The sequence below is a fragment of the Brenneria alni genome (assembly GCF_003666245.1).
Lineage (GTDB): Bacteria > Pseudomonadota > Gammaproteobacteria > Enterobacterales > Enterobacteriaceae > Brenneria > Brenneria alni.
Window position 1 is genome coordinate 57,675 of record NZ_MJLZ01000015.1, and the last position, 18,462, is coordinate 76,136.

General features: G+C 50.0%; 17 protein-coding genes. 14 read left to right on the forward strand and 3 right to left on the reverse strand.

Translation table 11 applies throughout. The annotated features are described in order from the left end of the window. Positions 1–4 precede the first annotated feature (4 nt). From BIY29_RS08865 to BIY29_RS08925, 12 genes are all read left to right on the forward strand, one after another. Positions 5–544, forward strand: a complete 540-nt coding sequence (locus BIY29_RS08865) for an acetyltransferase (RefSeq protein WP_240630053.1) — start codon at positions 5–7, stop codon at positions 542–544. Positions 545–676: 132 nt separating this feature from the next. After that, on the forward strand, positions 677–3,052 hold the full coding sequence (locus tag BIY29_RS08870) for an ATP-binding protein (protein WP_121574778.1): 2,376 nt from the start codon (positions 677–679) through the stop codon (positions 3,050–3,052). A gap of 131 nt (positions 3,053–3,183) precedes the next feature. Then, positions 3,184–3,459, forward strand: a complete 276-nt coding sequence (locus BIY29_RS08875; RefSeq protein WP_121574779.1) for a hypothetical protein — start codon at positions 3,184–3,186, stop codon at positions 3,457–3,459. A 19-nt stretch (positions 3,460–3,478) separates the two neighbouring features. Beyond that, on the forward strand, positions 3,479–3,994 hold the full coding sequence (locus BIY29_RS08880; RefSeq protein ID WP_147437152.1) for a hypothetical protein: 516 nt from the start codon (positions 3,479–3,481) through the stop codon (positions 3,992–3,994). After that, entirely contained in the window at positions 3,991–5,550 is a 1,560-nt protein-coding gene (locus BIY29_RS08885; RefSeq protein WP_121574781.1) for a DEAD/DEAH box helicase, read from the forward strand. The genes BIY29_RS08880 and BIY29_RS08885 overlap by 4 nt, the downstream gene beginning before the upstream one ends. Then, positions 5,538–6,200, forward strand: coding sequence for a hypothetical protein (locus BIY29_RS08890; RefSeq protein ID WP_121574782.1), 663 nt, complete (start codon positions 5,538–5,540; stop codon positions 6,198–6,200). The genes BIY29_RS08885 and BIY29_RS08890 overlap by 13 nt, the downstream gene beginning before the upstream one ends. A gap of 192 nt (positions 6,201–6,392) precedes the next feature. Continuing rightward, positions 6,393–6,716 (forward strand): hypothetical protein, encoded by a 324-nt coding sequence (locus BIY29_RS08900; RefSeq protein ID WP_121574784.1) that lies wholly within the window; start codon positions 6,393–6,395, stop codon positions 6,714–6,716. A gap of 192 nt (positions 6,717–6,908) precedes the next feature. Beyond that, on the forward strand, positions 6,909–7,313 hold the full coding sequence (locus BIY29_RS08905; RefSeq protein ID WP_121574785.1) for a TIGR03757 family integrating conjugative element protein: 405 nt from the start codon (positions 6,909–6,911) through the stop codon (positions 7,311–7,313). Next, positions 7,306–8,286, forward strand: coding sequence for a TIGR03756 family integrating conjugative element protein (locus BIY29_RS08910; protein ID WP_121574786.1), 981 nt, complete (start codon positions 7,306–7,308; stop codon positions 8,284–8,286). The genes BIY29_RS08905 and BIY29_RS08910 overlap by 8 nt, the downstream gene beginning before the upstream one ends. A gap of 23 nt (positions 8,287–8,309) precedes the next feature. Next, entirely contained in the window at positions 8,310–9,728 is a 1,419-nt protein-coding gene (locus tag BIY29_RS08915) for an integrating conjugative element protein (protein WP_420808412.1), read from the forward strand. A gap of 10 nt (positions 9,729–9,738) precedes the next feature. Further along, positions 9,739–10,110 carry a hypothetical protein gene (locus BIY29_RS08920; protein ID WP_121574788.1) on the forward strand — a complete coding sequence of 124 codons (372 nt, stop codon included), beginning with the start codon at positions 9,739–9,741 and terminating at the stop codon, positions 10,108–10,110. Next, positions 10,107–11,636 (forward strand): conjugal transfer protein TraG N-terminal domain-containing protein, encoded by a 1,530-nt coding sequence (locus tag BIY29_RS08925; RefSeq protein WP_121574789.1) that lies wholly within the window; start codon positions 10,107–10,109, stop codon positions 11,634–11,636. Before BIY29_RS08920 ends, BIY29_RS08925 begins: the two co-directional genes overlap by 4 nt. 34 nt (positions 11,637–11,670) lie before the next feature. Here BIY29_RS08925 and BIY29_RS08930 read toward each other — a convergent pair whose 3' ends face one another. Then, positions 11,671–12,054, reverse strand: coding sequence for a hypothetical protein (locus tag BIY29_RS08930; protein WP_121574790.1), 384 nt, complete (start codon positions 12,052–12,054; stop codon positions 11,671–11,673). 719 nt (positions 12,055–12,773) lie between these two features. Beyond that, the gene (locus BIY29_RS08940; RefSeq protein WP_121574791.1) at positions 12,774–13,664 is read right to left on the reverse strand and encodes a LysR family transcriptional regulator; all 891 of its coding nucleotides are present in this window, start codon (positions 13,662–13,664) and stop codon (positions 12,774–12,776) included. 126 nt (positions 13,665–13,790) lie between these two features. Here BIY29_RS08940 and BIY29_RS08945 point away from each other — a divergent pair, with 126 nt between their 5' ends. Beyond that, positions 13,791–14,519, forward strand: coding sequence for a sulfite exporter TauE/SafE family protein (locus tag BIY29_RS08945; RefSeq protein ID WP_121574792.1), 729 nt, complete (start codon positions 13,791–13,793; stop codon positions 14,517–14,519). Positions 14,520–14,687: 168 nt separating this feature from the next. On the opposite strand, the gene BIY29_RS08950 is transcribed toward BIY29_RS08945, so the two are convergent. Further along, complete coding sequence (locus BIY29_RS08950) at positions 14,688–15,284, reverse strand: recombinase family protein (RefSeq protein WP_121574793.1); 597 nt, start codon at positions 15,282–15,284, stop codon at positions 14,688–14,690. 160 nt (positions 15,285–15,444) lie between these two features. On the opposite strand from BIY29_RS08950, the gene BIY29_RS08960 reads away from it, so the two are divergent. Further along, positions 15,445–18,429, forward strand: coding sequence for a Tn3 family transposase (locus BIY29_RS08960; protein WP_121574794.1), 2,985 nt, complete (start codon positions 15,445–15,447; stop codon positions 18,427–18,429). Positions 18,430–18,462 lie beyond the last annotated feature (33 nt).

Consider the following 18,462-nt stretch of genomic DNA (forward strand, 5'->3'; position numbering starts at 1 on the left):
CAGCATGATGACATTGAAATACCCTACGCCGATCGTCCAGACGGAGAGCGGCCATTTTCCGATGCTTTTTAGTTTGTACCCGCAAGGTGAGGCTGGGATTTCGCTTCAAAACGACAACGCATTGCAGCAGTTACGTGATGCCATTCGTCAACGCTTACCTTGGCAGTGTAATGTAACCTGTCATCCTCATCGCATTGGCAATCGCGGTGCCGTCGCGCTGCATTTTGAAGAGGAGCAAGGTGTTGGTCCCTGTGTCGATATCCTGATCTCAGTTGCCGGCACAACGAGCTGGCCAGGGCCGACAGATTACGATCATCCCCGTTGGTATATTTCTGTTCCGGATGCCGTGGATGTTGTGTATCTGGTGTTGTATCTGAAAGAGATGACGGCCGGTGGCATTGATAGCATCAGTGCTGACGCCTTACGCTTGCAGGATGAGTCAAATCAACACCAGCGAGATTCTTTTGCCACGGCAGAAAGGCTACGCTATAAACTGATCACACTCAAAGAAGCCTCCTCAGTGACAGGCAAGACTGAATCATAAATATGACTGAATGGAACCCCAGACTATGGACTGATTTGGGGTTTTAATTATAAATTTTTCAAACAGAGTTGTTTCTTCTCTCCTGTCACGGGGTATCGAGAATAATTGTTCACCTTAAAGGAGAACAAACGCATGCGATATCCTTTCGAACTCGATCCCCAGATTATTCACCACATCATATACAGTCAGGCTGGCTCTATCGGGAAGGCGCTCATTGAATTGTTAATGAACAGTGTGGATGCTCAAGCTGCCTCAATAGCGTTAATCGTGTCCCAGGCCGGTTTTTCATGTACTGATGATGGACATGGATTTGCCTCCCGGGACGATGTGGTTAACTATTTCGGTCGTTTAGGTACGCCGCATATGGAAGGTGATGCAACCTATGGCCGTTTCCGTTTAGGGCGAGGGCAGATTATGGCCCACGCCAAAACACAGTGGCGTTCGCAGGCCTGGCAAATGCGAGTTGATACGCGGGTAATGGGGTATCACTATGATCTTGATAATCTGGATGAGGTTCTGCCTGGCTGTCAGATCACCGGCGAGTGGTATGAACCATTAAGTGAGGCCGAGTTGATGTCTGCCGTTCAGGAGATCCGCGACCTGGTACGATATACACCCGTAAGGGTTGAACTCAATGGGCGATTGATCACTCGAAATCCGGCAGTAGAGAAATGGGATGCTGAAGATGATTTCGCCTGGTATCGCGTACGTGAAGACGGGGCCGTATCTATTTATAACCAAGGTGTACTGGTTCGCCACGATCCTGGGCATATGTGGGGCGTTGGCGGTCTTATCGTCAGTAAGCGAGCTATCGGGCTGAATGTTTCCCGCACTGAAATCCTCCGCAAAACCTGTCCGGTATGGCAAAGCATCGCTAAACGCTTTGGTGAGTTGGCCACCGCGCTGGCGAATCAGCTTGGTCACTACCGTAAGACGGAGTCCCGTAGAGAGAACGCGGCGCGTTCACTGATGGCAGGAGATAGCTCGTTGGTCACATTGTATCGGAATGAAGAGGTCATTACGTTATTGCCAGGGAAAAAGCATGTCACACTGGTCGATTTTCTGAACAAATGCCGGCGGCAGCGACCTGGAGGATATGAAGGGTGTTTCACCATCGCCCGTAGCGCTAATGTTCCTCGCGGGGAGTTGCTGGCCGGCGCCGATATTGTGGTTGTGGTGCATCCTGTGACACTGACTCGCTTCGGTTGTTACAGTAACGATGAATTTATTGAGTGCTTGGCTCAGATTCATAATAACTTACGCCAGCACGATCAGAGCGAACGGGGTATTTGGTATGCGACTCGATCGTTTGAACCTGCAATCATCGATTTCAAAACATTGAGCGATGCTTTTGTCGAACGTACTCAATTGGTCAGAGAAAAGGATTCGCTTGATGCGGAAACCCTACGTGCCTGGTGCGCGTTACGTTGGTGTCTCTGTCAGTATGCCCGCCGTTGCACCGGCGGCAGAAGCGGCAGGGCTAATTACACTCGGGGAGGAAAAATATTTCACATTCTGTTAGGGGAGTCGACGTCAGCTGATGCCTGGACGGATGGTAAAAGCTATATCGCCTATAACATTGACATTATTCGGCGCCTGAGGACCGATCCATTACGCAGCGCAAGCTACCTCTTCACATTAACTGAACATGAGATTGCTCATGAAGGTGACAGTTTGGACTGCGGCCATGATGAAGCGTTCTATCAACGTTTCCACGATATCAGTATCCGTATGGCGGAAGAGCGTCAGCGGTATATGCATGTCTTTCTGATGAAATACACCACCAGTATGGAAAGTGCAGGCAAAAAAGCTGCGGGTAAAGCTTGGCAAGAGCGCTTTATTGTTGATCGTGTTGGCAGCGGCCGTGAGAAAAGGGGGTTACCCCGGCTCATTGATGAAACCCAAATAAGTAAGGATATCAATGCAGCTATCCCGGCTGAGCCATCATCATTTATACGGTTGGTTAATCTTCAACTGAGGCAACATGGTGACTTCAAGCCTGAACCTGACTGGAATGAGGTTATGCTTGAGGGAATTGTTTCTGAAGTTAGTCAATCCCAGCAAAAATTTGAAGATGGATGCGAGTGGCTTGATTGGGCGCTAGGGACTTCAGAGGAAAAGGGCAGTATTGATGATCGTGAATACCAAGAATTTTTGGATCAGGTCAATCATGATGCTCATATGCAGGAACAGATAGAAAGAGAGAGAATGTTGTCCATCTTGGGTATTGGCTCCGAAGCTCTGACAGAGCATATTTTTTACTTTTTGTATTATGAAACATCGGATGATGATGATTTGCGGGCAGCATGGCAAGAAAAGCGTTGGGAGCGTGTTGATGATGAACCGACGTTACCTGTACCTGAGCATTGGAAACCTTATATGAATCCCGGAGAAACACGCTGGATGATCGAAAGAAACGCGGCTGCGGCAGGGTTCTCTGGATGGGAGGGCGAACTTGGTTACTTGCGTTGGCGTACTGAGCAAGAGCAAAGGCCGCTGACGACATAAAATTTTCACTGTTCTAGGTCGCGTAAATCCAGACAGGAGATAGGGAGGTTTCTTTTTTTGTAATTTATTATTGTAATTACGCTCAAATGAGCGTAATATCTTATTATCGAAACGTGACTGAGGAATTGGAAATGGCCATCATAACTATTGAGCATAAAGGTAACGTTCTTGAACTCGTTGATGATATCAATGAATACGGAGTTGCTTACTATGTAAAATTAGAAAAATCCGTTGTTGCAGCAAATGGAAAGACGGTCTCTTCCGTTGGTTATAACGGCGATGTTATGGCTGTTTTTAATAGAACGGATTCAGAAGATGTTATCAAAAAGAACATGCTTTCTTCCTATGAAAATTTGTTTATTTCTACCCTCTGGGTTGAGCCTGAATTTAATGACGACGACGAATGATAGAGACCCATAAGAAGGGATGACTATGGCGACCAACAGAAACTGGCAGTTCTGGCATGACGAAATCGCGGATATGCCAACGTTTGACGATGCGGGCCGTTACTGGTACGACGCAGAGACAGGTTTACGCTATGACTCAAAGACGTACTATCTGCCGACGCCTGCAAAACGCCCCCCAAAAAAACACTCCCAGAAAACGCTGGATGCCCGCAACGTGGCAAAGTTTTTCGGTGGCCGAGCGCTGAGCGGCACCGCAAAACAGGTCAAATGGGCTGAGGTAATCCGTGCAGAAAAAATCCAGCAATTGACCGAGTCGCAAGCACTCATCTGCTGTGACCCGAACGGACTGATGAAAAATGCCGGGTTCTGGATCGATAACCGTGAACGCTCAGCAAAGGACATCGGAGAATTCGCCGAGCGATACAAGCAACTGATAGCTGACTATCAAACTGCAAAGGCAGCGGTTAATGCTGACCATGTTGCTGCGATTGCAGCGGAATACAACGCCCTGACGGCTCTATGGGGTTTTAAATGATTCTGCGCGACTACCAGCAAGAAATTTTTGATGATGCCTGGTCGCAATCATCGAATGATCTCGTCCAGCTTGACACTGGTGCGGGCAAAACGCCGATCGAGGCGGCATTATTTGCGAAGGCAGAGTGCGCGCTGTTGATAGCGCATCGTAATGTCCTGATGGTTCAGTGTAGTACGATGGTCGCTCGGTTTGGCGTATCGCACGACACAATCAGCAGCGAATTCACCCGTCGCCGCTGTATGGCCGCGCACCGCCCGACAGGTCGGAATCACATTCAGCGCGGTCATCCGGATAAATTAGTCGCCAGCATCGATAGTCTGGTATCACATCATCGGCGTAGCCGGCTCACTCTCGACCGTTTTCGACCCTGGCTCATTCTCATCGACGAGGCTCACCACGTCGTTCATGACAACAAGTGGGGACAACTGTGCGAAATATTTCCCAATGCCAGATTTGTCGGTTTTACCGCCACGCCTGGGCGGATGGATGGCGCTAGTCTATCGGTTCGCAATGGAGGCTTGTTCGACAGACTCGTCCAGTGTGCCTGGCTGCGCGACAACAGCATCAAAAAATTGATTGCCGCCGGCAGGCTATGTGGCTATTCGCTTTATACACCCCCCAGCGGTTTAAACCGCATTATAAGCCGCTCAGAGGTCGAGATAGCAGACTCCCCGGTCAATGCATATCAGTGCTACATGTCAGGCCAGCAGGCGATTGTGATGTGTCCAGCGATAAAAAACGCACGGGAGATAGCAGGACAATTCCGTGACGCCGGAATCAGTGCGGCCAGCATCAGTTCGGACATGGCAGCGACCGACGTTTGGCGTGCCATTGACGAGTTCTCTAGTGGTCGGATTAACGTGCTGTGTAACGTCGATATGGTTGGCGAGGGATTCGATGTGCCTGGAGTGGTCGGGCTGATCATCGCCCGCGTCACACAGTCTTTCATCATGTACCGCCAGTGGATAGGCCGCATTTTGCGACCAGCACCGGGGAAAATACAGGCGATTATTGTTGATCTTGTTGGAGCCATATCGCTGCATGGCGAGCCTGACGAAAATGTTGTGTGGGACATTGACGAACCGCCAAAAACACCGAAAACACTACGGCAGGCTCCGTGCCTGGCGTGCGGCCGTTGGTATCCGATCCGTCACAGCATATGCCCGGACTGCGGTGCAGAAAACGCCCTTCATAGCGTTGAAGTGGTAGGCAGCCATTACGTCAACATGCTACGGCTGGATACTGGGCTGATAGAACAGGTCCGGAGAGACGTACGTAAGGCTGAGCGTGATGCGCACCTGCGCCGCGAACTGGATTTGCCAACCGGTACTGTGCCAGGGACCGGTTTGATCAGGCAGATGGTCACTCGTGTGCGGTTATCGTTCGCTAATGCGCTGATTGATGGTGGTGTCCCAATTTATGACATCAACATTTTTTTCAGGGACAGCGAAACCCTCCGCAACCTCAACTTTTGGACAAAAAATTTCAGCCAGGTTCACGCGAACAAGATGCCGACAGCACTGGCTATGAGGGTCTACAAACAATGCCAAAAATGATTCTGGTGCATGGTGATGCCGCAATCTATTCAACTGCGGCTGATATTATTGTGACCGACCCGCCATTTGATATGCCCGCGGCAACGCTGTGCCGAATTATCCGGCATCAGCACTCCCGTCATCTGGTGTTGCTCACTACGATGCGTCAACTGTTGGATCTGTATCCGCTGCTGGGCTGGAACTTCGCATTTGATTTCGTCCTCGATGCCGTCGCGCCGAAAAAATCGCGCAGCGACCAGCGGCCGCACTATACACACCACACCGGCGTCTACCTGCACGCACCTGGGGAAGTGTCTTTGTTTAGTCGCAGTCGCCGTCAGCGCTCTGATGTTTTCGAGGGTAACGGCTATTGGCCCTCGATTTTCCATGCGCCTCGCGAGCGGGCGTTGGAACATGGCATGGCGAAAAATGCGGACGCTATCACCGACCTGCTGGGCTCATTCAGCGTTAACAGCGTAGCCGATCTGTTTGCCGGCAGTGGTACAACCGGCCTGGCGGCGTTTGAATTGGGATTGGACTGCACGCTGGTTGAACGGGATCAGAGATTATGCGAGAACATCGCTGGCCAATTCAGGTTTTTGGGCGCTAATTTCGATTATCAGGATTTGAGTAATGACAACAATGAAGAAACCATCAGCATCAGAGGTTAAACATGCTAGAGAAGCAGCAGGCCTTACTCAAAGTGCAGCAGCCAAGCGGTTTGGCTACGCGCTACGGAGCTGGCAGGGTAAAGAGGATGATGGCCCAGGAGGGCGATCTTTATCCTTCGGCGAATACGAACTGCTGTTATTACTGGCTGGCCAGCATCCTGACTACGAATTAACACGGCGGAGGAACGGTTAATGTATGACGCTATCATGATCAAATTTGGGAAATACCGGTTTTTACTGCCAGAGCGTGGGTTCTCGTTTTTCCCGGCGGTTTTCGAAGAACATCGCCCAGAAATCGAACGTATGGCCTCGGCATATGAGCGGTTGATTGTGTCGTTGGACAATCCGTTTTCGGCCGAAGCTGAAGCTGCATTAGCCGCCGCGAAAATTGTTAAAGTTGAATTGGCTGGGTTTATCGCACAGACAGGCGTAATCGGTGAGCCATTCGATTCAAAAGACGCTGAGTTGTACGCCGCTGCTAACGGCATCAGAATTCAAATGGAAGTGACGATGTAATCCCATACTACATACTAATAGTGCCAATTTCAGCCCAATTTAGCAGGTATTATCATTCAGCTCCTTCTACCCCGTTCTGCCGATGGTCGCTTGTGACCTAAATTTTCACTTTACCAAAAAGAGTTTACCGCTGTTTATCTTCCTGGCCTGCTGCAACCTGAAGGGTATTTATTACCCTAAAGGAGCGTGGTGATGAACAGCAAAATTAATGCTTTTCTTCTCCTGTTTTTTCCCGTGCCACTATTGGCCAATCCCGTTGTTTATACCGACCAGCAACATCCTCCCACCAATTTAACCCCTGAGACACAGATAGTCTGGCTGGATGCACCGGAACGTCTGCAACTATCTCTGTTTGGCGAACTCCCGGCATCATTGGGTCAGGCAACTGCTCTGGCTCAGGTTGTCATGCGGTCTCCACAATGGCAACAGCATGAGAGAGACCTGCAAATCGCATACCGGGACGTCGTTCATGCCTGGGAAATTGGCGTAAGAAAATATCCCGCTGTCGTTTTTGACGATCGTGATGTGGTTTACGGCACTTCCGATGTCGCCAAAGCAATTGCATATAAAATGCAAGAAGGGGGCGGCAATGAGTAGATGGCGAACCCGACTTCGTCCGCTTGCGGTTGTTATTATGCTTACGACGGCATGTGAACCCGCAGCTATTGCCACTGTTAATACGGCACAACTCGTTGCCAGTGCTATTTCGCCATCATGTATCAGCTGGCGTGTTAGCGGTATTTGTTACTGGTTGTTCTGCACCCCCTGGGGGTGCAAGGTCAGAACATCGGTAAAAGTGACCCATTTTACGCCTGATGCAGTTGTTTCCACCTATATGTCTCCGGGCGGCAATCCCTGGAGTGAGATGTCACTGGTCAGTCAGAGTGCCGGCGGGCTAGAGAATACAGTCACAGGCGCTTTGGCCAGCTTATCCGCAGGCGGGGGTAATGCAGCTGACATTAAGGAGCCTGGACGTCGACAAACCAATATCAAATTTAAGTATGCGGATGCGTTCGGACATCCCTCTTCAGCATTAATCGGTGGTCAGATCCCGGGCTACTCCTGCAACAGTGCTGCAACCCCCTTGATGCCGTATTTTCTGAGTACGCTGGACTCAATAGCCTGGCGCACCGGTGTTCCGGAATCACTTTATCCTGAAGCTCTGGTTCCAGGGCAGCGGGAACTAGGCAGCACGGTGGGCGGGAACATGTGGGGCAACATTTACCCTCGCGATGGCTTTGTTCTACAGACGGATGACGATAAAGCGTCTGGCGTTGTGGCTCAACGCGTCGCGGACATTATTACCCGAACGGGGCAACCTCACGTCTATCAGCCTCTGACAGGTAACCGATCTCCAGGTTATTGGCCACCGGATCCCGTTACGGAAAATACGGGGACGAAAAATCATAAATGGCAGCGCCTTTCCCCGAAATTAAATACATCCTGCGCCGTTTTTCCTGATGGCGATTATACCGTCGCTGAAGATGGCAATGAAGCCTATGCGCTTTGGCGCCCTTATAGCTGCTGCCAGCGTCGAGGTCAGACATTCCTTTACAGCACGAATTTTTAATGAGGTATGACATGAAGGTAAAAATGAAATTTATTGTGCTGGCAGTAAGTGTGGCGACCAGCACGTTTACTTACGCAGATTTGTTCAACGTCAATTTACCTCAGGCGAACAGCAACGTATTGGGCTATGGCGCAGATGTCAGCGGCGGGGTATCGGACAAGCTATTTTATACGCTGGGCGGCGGCTCTGTGATTTCGCAGCCGGCGACGCGTAGCAGTATGCAAAAGTTGGGAGTAGATCTCGGATGGAGCTCTGACTTGCAGTGCGGCAACTTTGACCTGAAAACAACGGTCGGCAATCAATTAAATGGTGTGACATCTGGGTTTAAGGACCTGATGGGAACGGTTATCCAAGGCGCGACGGGGGCAGTGGCAAGTTTGCCTGGCGCAATTATCCAGCGAGCCAGTCCTGGATTGTATGACATGCTAACCAATGGGGTTTTGCAGGCTAACGTCGCGTTTGATAAAGCGATGTTTAATTGTCAGAACATGACGAAACGACTCATGGATTTCAGTGATTCCAGTAAATGGACGCAATCAGCATTAGCCGATGAATATAAGCAAATGGTGAATAGTGGAAAAGCTGATGCCATTCAGACGGATAACGATTCCCAAAAGTTGACTGGTAACAATGGCCAGAACTGGATTGGTGGCCAGAGACGTGGTGGTAAAGGGCAACCTGCTATTCGTCCAACGTATGATTTGGCCGCCGCAGGTTACAACATGATGAATAGTCAGCCTGTGTTGAGTACGTCTTCTGTCAGTACAAGTAATTGCACGGGATCTGTTTGTCAGAAATTCAGTAACTCTGAGGAAGCGGCCAAAGCTGTCGTCCAGGTACTCGGCGATCGTTCAATGAGGACATGTAAAGTTGCCTCAGAGTGCACCAGTGGCGATGACGGCCAGCAGCCTGGAACAACACAGGCTGGGACGGGATTTGCGCCGATGCTGGAAGAGGCGACAAAAACCAATCTGGAACAGTTGGTGAAATTGGTAAATGGTTCGGAAAAACCGACGGCGACTAATCTGGCCAAGTTGAAGGGGGGGAGCATGACCATCACCAGTGGTGTGATCCGTGCACTACAACGTGATCAGGATAATGCCGCGTTAGCTGGCCGTCTGGCCAGCGAACTGGCGATGGCGGATACAGTTGAAACGGCATTATTGATGCGCCGTATGCTGATGACCGGTATGTCAGAGCCGAATGCCGCGGCACAGGAGGCCGCGGTTGATGAAGGTGCTCGGCGTATTGAATCGCTCGATCGGGAAATTAATGCACTGAAGAATGAGATGGAACTTAAGCGCGAACTGGCGCGTAACTCGGTGCTCACCATCATTGAGCGGGAAAACAGTCGTGTAGAAACCAATCCGCAGAAACAGATCCAGGACAATACGGATGCGCGTTTCAATCAGATGGGCGTTCCTGAAACGCAAAGCAACTAAAGGAATGCTCATGACTGAATCTAAAAAGATACAATCCCCTCTATTTCTTAAACGGCTGCGACATGGGGCTAGATTGTCGGTGTTTGCGTTGGCGATCGGTATGGGTGCCATGCTCATTATGTTTCTGATAGCGAGTATTGGGCTGTCATATCCGAATGAGTTTTTGGCGCTGCGTCACTGGATGCAACAAACTAGCGCTGGCTGGTTGGCTTGGCGGTTGATGTTGTATATCGCGCTGGGATGGGGGGGCTGGAAAATCTGGCATGCTCCAGGATGTAAGCCTGAGTATAAAGCGTCGTTGAAGCGGATGGCCATCGTGAGCGTGATGTTTTTGCTGGCATGTGAATATACCGTTTATATCGATATAGGGATGGCGCCATGACGACGAACAGCTATCTTGAGTATTTTCTGACGTTGTTGGGATGGGTCATTAACAACGGACTGTGGAACATCCTTATTGGTACCGGGCTGTTTGCTGCGCCATTGGCTTTCAAAATAGTTGGTATCTGGATGAAGGTCCGGGAAGAAGGGGAGGATGAAGGCAACAAAGGGATGTTATCTCTGCCCCGTATCGAGAATGCGCTGTATGGCGCGTTTTTTGTGATGCTGGCCTGTTGTGTGCCGCTGATTAACGTGAGTTTAAGCACGATGGAGTACGATACAACCAGGGCAAAAACCTGCGGTACATGGACACCTCGGGCACCGGATGATAGCGGTTATTCAAGTGTTGTCACCAGTTTGAATGATCAGGCTGCGGCCATTCCGTTTTGGTGGGCCGTGGTTCATCGTCTTTCAAAAGGGCTGATGCAGGCGGCTGTGGCCACTATTCCCTGTCGCCCAGACCTACGCCAGGTACGTTTTGAAGTGCAGCATACCAATATCAATAATCCCGCGTTGGCTGAAGAACTTCAGGATTTTACCAACGACTGTTATGCGTTGGCGTTATATATGTGGAAACAACAAGATCAGGGCGCCACTACGGATAAAGATGTGCTGAAGGATATCGAATGGCTGGGGAGCTCAACGTTTCGTTCTCTCTATTACGGTGAGTTGAACTCAAAAATGCCGCGGGCAAATTTTCCCTGGAACGAATCAAGAGACAGTGGACGGCCGAATACGGGTAGGGGCGGTTACCCCACTTGTAATGAATGGTGGTCAACGGCGGATACTGGTTTGCAGGACAGAGTTGTTAATCAAGCCGACCCAGGCATGTGGCTACGTCTTTCCGCAGCACTGAAGATGATGGGAAAGAGTACGGCTGACTATAAAGAAGCGGTGATTAGACGACTGGTGAGCCCTCAGAGCCTGAATATCTCCCAGGGTGGGCAGGTTTACGCCGGCTACGGCGGTAATGCAGATTTTACCACGATGAATACCATCACTCGCTTTGGCGCTATCGCCGGCGGCGCGCTGGGGAGCTTGGGGGCGTTTCCGGCATTTGATGCCATGCGCCAGGCATTGCCGATGGTTCAGGCTATTTTGCTGATGGCCATATACGTCATGCTGCCGTTGATCCTGGCGTTTGGCGTCTACGATTTCAAGGTCGCTATTACCCTGACATTCGTGATATTCGCGCTCAACTTCCTGACGTTCTGGTGGGAACTAGCGCGCTGGCTCGATAGCTGGCTACTAGAAGCGCTGTACAGCTCTGACACCCACAGCCGGTTCAATCTGGCAGGTTTTCAGAACACCTCTGACGATATGGTCATGAACTTTGTGACGGGAACGATGTTCATCGTTTTGCCGACAGTATGGGTTGGCGCGCTATCTTGGGCTGGGATCCGTATAGGGGAGCTGGCTAGTGCAATGAAAAGTGGCGTTCAGGAAGCACAAAAAACAGGAGGCGGTGCAGGTGAAGTTGCTAGCAATGCAGTGTCACAAAAGGCTGCAAAAAGGATGATGAATTAGTCATTAATTAAATAGCCGAGGGGATATGTCTCGGCTATTTCTTTCTCCACCACCACCAATAATCATCAAAATGTTCATCGCGTGAGGCGTATGCGTCATCACTGTGAGACTGCTTACTTGGATTGGTGACATAAACAGGTATACCGTCTGCCAGTCCTTTTTTGGGGCTTACTAAGAAAATAGCCCAAAGAAAAAGAAATATGGCACTAATGACAAATCCACCAAATAGGATTGCGGCAACTGATAGTCCACAAAATGCAGCAACAGGAATATGGCCTGCCCACTTCGGCAGATGGCGGCGAGCAGCCGCGGCCACACACACCGCATCCCATTGCTTCAGGCGGTTTTTGGTGCCTTTCCAGATCCCTGCGGCTTTCAGGCCACGCTGGTATGCTCGATTCTGCGCTGTGCTTTGCATCCGAATATCCTTCTCGATGAGAATTTCTATGGCTATATTTTAATCTAAAAAAGACTGTGAATCTATCAAATTCAAAGGGTTTGTAAGTGGTTTTGACCACATTTTAATCGCTATAAATCCGCCTATCAAATAGACTGAGGATGATTGAAGTATTCCCTGGTGTTACGACATTGTTATAATGCCAGCGTTTATGATGACAGCAAAGCTGTTCGTTTTGTAAACGTTTATACAGATCGATAACGGCGTATTGATCGGTTTTAGCGATCAATACGCCGCCCTATGAAGTAGGGTAGCTCGATTGATAAAATAAATTTCCTGTCTCATCAACGTGCTGTAAAAAAGTTCGTCTGCATGTATTGATCGAATGTACCAATTAATAATACTGTTGTTATATACAGTATCTATTAATGAAGTGTTCAATATGCGTTTTCTTCAGCTTTCTGATAATTGTTCAATGCTTCCTTTACCTCTTTTCATGGAATATGTGCCATGCGGATTTCCTTCGCCTGCGCAGGATTACGTTGAGCATAGTGGGGTCCGCTTGGAAAACGGAAAATATCCTACGTTAAGGCCGTTTCTTAAGCAGACATGACAGGCAGCTCTGAGCGAATAGCGGAAGCCTGCATTTGACCCATTAATCATCAAGGCATCGTCAGGACTGTATCGAAAACACACACCCTGCCTGGCAGGGCGACGTTAAGCCGCCGCGACAGGGACATTTATAGATTTTGCACTCTGAGAAAATCGATTAATTTGGCCATGCACGGGCTCAGTGAATCCGGCGTTTTATAGCAAATACAAACTCGTCGCCGTGCCCACTGGTCGGTTAGCGGCAATATATGATAATGAAATTTTTTACTGAAGCGTTCAGCGACTGACAGAGGAAGAACGCCTACGCCAATACCGCTACTGACCATCTCGCAAATCCCTTCAAAACTGCTCATTCTGATGCGATAAGTCAGCGAGTGGCCAATCTCCCTGGCATGTCCACTGATGTGATCCTGTAGCGCATTACCGGGGTAAAGACCAATAAAAGGTTCGCCTGTCGCGTCTGAGAGAGAAACCTTGTCTCTGCAACCCAGCGGGTGAGTGGCGGGGACGATAAGCGCAAGCCTGTCGTCTGCTATGGGTTCGAGCGTGAGTCCGCGGGGGTCAACGGCGTCTGAGACGAGGCCTGCTTCAGCGATGCCATTAGTTATATTGTTAATGATATCTGCGCTGGTTCTCTCCTCCAGCTCAATGGTCACATTCGGGTTTTCTGATAGCCACTTTGCAAGCCTGCAGGGCAGAAACTCGGCCATGGCTGAAGTATTGGCATATAACAGGATCTTTCCCCTCATGCCTTTAACGTAAGCGTCAAGTTCAGCTTTAAGTCGCTTCTGGCGGGACAGTAATTCACGGGCATGACCGACAAGTATCTCACCCGCTTCTGTAAGGCTGACGCCCCTGGGATGGCGAAAAAACAGCTTTACTCCGATATCTTCTTCCATGTTTTTCAGCCTCTCACTGGCCGAACCAACGGCCAGGCTGGCACATCGGGCACCCTGGGTAATGCTGCCCGCATCAGCGATGCAGACGACAAGTTTCAAATCAGCAAAATCCAGCCTCATAAATAAATTTACCTAAGCCTTCGGACTATCCGAAGCATGGTGCACTTAAACCAGATTGTCCACTAACGGCTGAGATGCTTGAATCACTTAAAATCCTTCATCAGAGCCGATGCCGTGAGCCAACAAATGTATGTCTCTCTTTTACTGATATTCATCCTCGCCGGTTTCGTAAAAGGCGTGACCGGGATGGGGTTACCAACGGTGGCTATGGGATTACTGGGCATGTTTATGCCTCTTCCTGTCGCGGCGGCACTGCTGGTTATTCCTTCTTTCGTGACCAATGTGCTGCAGCTTGTTTCCGGCCCCTCTGTCATGATGATTATCCGCCGTCTGTGGCTGATGATGCTGCTTATTCTGGCAGGCACGTTGGCAGCTTCTTCGCTGCTAATCAGCATAAATCCTCGCTGGTCAGCATTTGGTCTGGGTACAGCGTTAATGATTTACGCTGTTTTTGCGCTGGTCTCGCCTTCCCTTAGCGTCTCTCAGGCCAGTGAGAAATGGCTGTCACCCGTTATTGGCGGCATTACAGGTTTAATCACCGGTGCAACCGGTGTGTTCGTTATGCCGGCCGTTCCCTATCTTCAGTCGCTTTGCTTCACTAAAGATGAACTCGTCCAGGCTCTGGGGCTGTCATTTACCGTTTCGACCGTGGCGCTGGCCGCAGGGCTTTATCTTAATGATGCTTTCAGGATAGAGCAGTTTTCAGGGTCTTTTTTATCCATATTCCCAGCTCTGGCTGGAATGTGGCTTGGACAGAAGGTGCGGGCACGCATCAGTGCCAGGCGTTTCAGGCAGTGTTTTCTTCTGTTCCTGATTGTGCTGGGAATAGAGCTGATTTCACGTCCCTTTATTTGATTTATCAGATACGGAGTGCCGGAAGCAACAGGCTGGGCGCCTGCGCTTCAGGGGCAAAAACCGGCAGGTCGCAGATTGCGGATTTTCATCTGATGGATAATGAGGGAACGGCAGCACTTCATTAGGTGTCTGCTTGTGGCACAAAGCGGACATACGCAGAAAAGCAACTCATGAACGAGCATCAGCGTCTTCCATTATCGCTTTCACTCTTAGAATGGTCTGCCGTGTGGTGTCAAATTCGCGGGCGATCGCGCTGATACTCTTCCCTTCACTAATACGCAAGAACACCGCTTTCTTTTGTTCGTCATCCAGAGCCGGCGGGCGGCCGAAACGCTTTCCGGATGCCTTAGCCCGCGCAATACCAGCATGTGTACGTTCAAGTAGCAGATCCCGCTCAAATTCAGCAACCGCCGAGATTACCTGCATTGTCATCTTTCCGGCCGGACTGGTGAGGTCTACCCCTCCCAGCGCCAGGCAGTGTACCCGTATTTCTGACGCAGAAAGTAGCTCAACGGTTTTTCTGATATCCATGGCGTTTCGCCCGAGGCGATCCAGCTTCGTTACGATTAAAACGTCCCCGTTTTCCATTCGATCAAGGAGACGCATAAATCCAGGGCGTTCAGCAGCCGCGACTGAACCACTTATGCACTCTTCAATCAGTCGCTGGGGTCTGATGGCAAAGCCGGCCGCTTCGATCTCACGACGCTGGTTTTCAGTGTTCTGTTCGAGGGTCGATACCCTGCAGTAGGCAAAAACTCGTGACATGTAGTTATTTTATGTACGAAATAGGTGTACTTATTATAACGCATGTCCGAAATTAAAAACACTAACTTTCGGACAGTCCCTATATTACATGTCCGAAACCGGTCGGTTTCGGTCAGTGTAAAGCGATAACTCAAATAAACTATATGCATAGGAAGCATTTATGCCACGGAGACAAATACTCAGCAGTGAAGAGAAAGAACGCTTGCTGGTTGTACCGGATGATGACGTTCTTCTGACGCGCATGTGTTTTTTGGGTGAACATGACCTCGCTCTGATTAATAAACACCGCAGACCCGCAAACCGCCTGGGTTTTGCTGTTTTACTCTGCTATTTGCGAGGGCCGGGGTTTCCTCCCGACAAAAGTATGTCCCCTAACGACGGGGTTGTTTCCCGGCTTGCGGCTCATTTGAAACTTAATCCTGATTTGTGGGCCGAGTATGCATCAAGAGAGGTCACCCGCTGGGAACATCTGGCTGAACTCTACCGCTACCTGGAATTATCCCCCTTCAATCGGGCGCTACAAAAAACCTGCATTCGCCACCTTTATCCCCATGCCATGCGGACAGACAGAGGCTTTTTACTTGCGGAAGAAATGCTCTCCTGGCTCCACACTAATAATGTTATTTTCCCTTCTATAGATGTCATCGAGCGAACCCTTGCTGAAGCAACAACGCTTGCCGACAGGGCGGTTTTTTCTGCGCTTACCTCGCCGCTTGAACCGCAGCAAAAAGTGGCACTGGACCGTCTGCTGGTCTCTGAGGGCGAACAACCTTCACGGCTGGCCTGGCTACTCCAGCCTCCGGGGAAAATTAATGGTAAAAATGTCCTGCAACATATCGATCGGTTAAATGCGATTGAGTCCCTGGCACTTCCTGACAGCATTGCGCTTTCCGTTCACCAGAACCGGCTACTGAAACTGGCACGCGAAGGCAGGAAAATGAGTAGCCGGGACCTGGCTAAATTCACGGATGTTCGCCGTTATGCTTCGCTGGTTTGTATCATATCGGAAGCCCGAGCCACCCTGACTGACGAAGTTATTGATCTGCACGAGCGCATTCTTGGCAGTTTGTTCAGCAGGGCAAAACGCACGCAGGCCGAACGGCTTCAGCAAACGGGAAAGCTTATTCAGAGCAAGCTGAAGCAGTACGTTACCGTCGGGCAGGCATTACTTAACGCCAGAGAATCCGGTGAAGATCCCTGGGCCGCAATAGAAGATGTCCTTCCCTGGCAGGAATTCATCAACAGCGTGGAGGAAACGCGGTTCCTGTCACGTAAGGACAACTTCGACCCGCTTCATCTAATCACAGAAAAATACAGTATTCTGCGTAAATACGCCCCCCGGATGCTCTCAGCGTTGCAGTTCAGGGCTGCGCCTGCCGCAATACAACTCAGTGACGCGCTGGATACCGTCAGTGAGATGTATCGGAAACAACTCCGAAAAGTTCCGCCATCCGCGCCAACCGGGTTTATTCCTGAGAGCTGGAGAAAGGTCGTGATCACTCCCACCGGCATTGACCGCAAATATTACGAATTTTGCGTACTGAACGAGCTTAAGGGAGCATTACGTTCTGGCGATATCTGGGTAAAGGGGTCGCGCCGCTACAGGAATTTCGATGATTATCTGATCCCGTCAGGCGATTTTGAAAAATCACTCCTGGATAATCAGTTACCCCTTGCCATTCCGACCGATTGCCATAAATACATCAAGAGTCGTATGACGCTTCTGGCATCGCGCTTGGAGGAAGTGAATGCGATGGCGCTGGCCGGTGATTTGCCTGATGTTGATATATCGGATAAAGGTGTGAAAATTACCCCGCTGGATAACAGTGTCCCTTCAGCAGCATCCCCTTTTGCCGATCTGGTTTACGGTATGTTGCCTCACCCTAAAATTACGGAAATGCTGGATGAAGTGGACGGCTGGACCGGTTTTACCCAACATTTCACGCATCTCAAAAATAATAACGTCAGGCCGAAAGACAGAAAATTGTTACTGACCACCATCCTGGCCGATGGGATCAACCTGGGACTGACAAAAATGGCCGAATCCTGTCCGGGAACAACAAAGTCGTCACTCGAGGGCATTCAGGCCTGGTACATCAGGGATGAAACATATTCAGCCGCGCTGGCTGAGCTGGTTAATGCACAAAAAAAACGGCCTCTGGCGGCATTCTGGGGCGATGGCACAACGTCTTCATCCGACGGGCAGAATTTTCGGGTAGGTAGCCACGGGCGTTATGCCGGCCAGGTCAATCTGAAATACGGTCAGGAGCCAGGCGTGCAGATTTACACGCATATTTCGGACCAGTACAGCCCTTTTTATACCAAAGTGATCAGCCGCGTGCGGGACTCCACCCACGTACTTGATGGTCTGCTGTATCACGAAAGTGATCTGGAAATTACAGAACATTACACCGACACCGCAGGTTTCACTGAGCATGTTTTCGCGCTGATGCATCTGCTCGGATTCGCTTTTGCGCCAAGGATCCGGGATCTTCACGACAAGCGGATTTTTATTCATGGAAAGGCTGAGTGGTATCCTGGACTTCAGTCTGTGATATCCACAACCCCTTTGAATCTTAAAGACATTGAGACACACTGGAATGAAGTACTTCGCCTCGCAAGCTCGATAAAACAGGGGACAGTTACCGCATCGCTGATGATGAAAAAGCTGGCCAGTTACCCTAAACAAAATGGCCTTGCAAAGGCATTGAGGGAAATTGGGCGTATCGAACGTGCACTGTTTATGCTGGACTGGTTTCGCGATCCATCACTGCGCCGACGCGTACAGGCGGGGCTGAATAAAGGTGAGGCCCGCAATGCCCTTGCGCGAGCGCTCTTTATGCACCGGCTGGGTGAAATCAGAGATCGGGGACTGGAGAATCAGAGCTATCGTGCCAGTGGTCTGACATTACTGACTGCGGCGATCTCACTGTGGAATACGGTATATATAGAAAGAGCCATAGATTCCCTGAGACGAAAAGGGATCCCGATTAATGAGCAACTGATTTCTCATCTGTCCCCGCTGGGGTGGGAACATATCAATCTGAGCGGGGATTACGTCTGGCGAACAAACCTCAAGCTGGGACAGGGTAAATACCGCTCGTTACGCTCAGTAGATAGTGGTCTGTACAAAAAACAGTGTTAGCGTAGGATATTTTCCGTTTTCCAAGCGGACCCC

Coding starts and splice junctions, on each gene's coding strand:
- BIY29_RS08865 (WP_240630053.1), top strand. CDS start 5: ATGATGACATTGAAATACCCTACGCCGATCGTCCAGACGGAGAGCGGC.
- BIY29_RS08870 (WP_121574778.1), top strand. CDS start 677: ATGCGATATCCTTTCGAACTCGATCCCCAGATTATTCACCACATCATA.
- BIY29_RS08875 (WP_121574779.1), top strand. CDS start 3,184: ATGGCCATCATAACTATTGAGCATAAAGGTAACGTTCTTGAACTCGTT.
- BIY29_RS08880 (WP_147437152.1), top strand. CDS start 3,479: ATGACTATGGCGACCAACAGAAACTGGCAGTTCTGGCATGACGAAATC.
- BIY29_RS08885 (WP_121574781.1), top strand. CDS start 3,991: ATGATTCTGCGCGACTACCAGCAAGAAATTTTTGATGATGCCTGGTCG.
- BIY29_RS08890 (WP_121574782.1), top strand. CDS start 5,538: ATGCCAAAAATGATTCTGGTGCATGGTGATGCCGCAATCTATTCAACT.
- BIY29_RS08900 (WP_121574784.1), top strand. CDS start 6,393: ATGTATGACGCTATCATGATCAAATTTGGGAAATACCGGTTTTTACTG.
- BIY29_RS08905 (WP_121574785.1), top strand. CDS start 6,909: ATGAACAGCAAAATTAATGCTTTTCTTCTCCTGTTTTTTCCCGTGCCA.
- BIY29_RS08910 (WP_121574786.1), top strand. CDS start 7,306: ATGAGTAGATGGCGAACCCGACTTCGTCCGCTTGCGGTTGTTATTATG.
- BIY29_RS08915 (WP_420808412.1), top strand. CDS start 8,310: ATGAAATTTATTGTGCTGGCAGTAAGTGTGGCGACCAGCACGTTTACT.
- BIY29_RS08920 (WP_121574788.1), top strand. CDS start 9,739: ATGACTGAATCTAAAAAGATACAATCCCCTCTATTTCTTAAACGGCTG.
- BIY29_RS08925 (WP_121574789.1), top strand. CDS start 10,107: ATGACGACGAACAGCTATCTTGAGTATTTTCTGACGTTGTTGGGATGG.
- BIY29_RS08930 (WP_121574790.1), bottom strand. CDS start 12,054: ATGCAAAGCACAGCGCAGAATCGAGCATACCAGCGTGGCCTGAAAGCC.
- BIY29_RS08940 (WP_121574791.1), bottom strand. CDS start 13,664: ATGAGGCTGGATTTTGCTGATTTGAAACTTGTCGTCTGCATCGCTGAT.
- BIY29_RS08945 (WP_121574792.1), top strand. CDS start 13,791: ATGTATGTCTCTCTTTTACTGATATTCATCCTCGCCGGTTTCGTAAAA.
- BIY29_RS08950 (WP_121574793.1), bottom strand. CDS start 15,284: ATGTCACGAGTTTTTGCCTACTGCAGGGTATCGACCCTCGAACAGAAC.
- BIY29_RS08960 (WP_121574794.1), top strand. CDS start 15,445: ATGCCACGGAGACAAATACTCAGCAGTGAAGAGAAAGAACGCTTGCTG.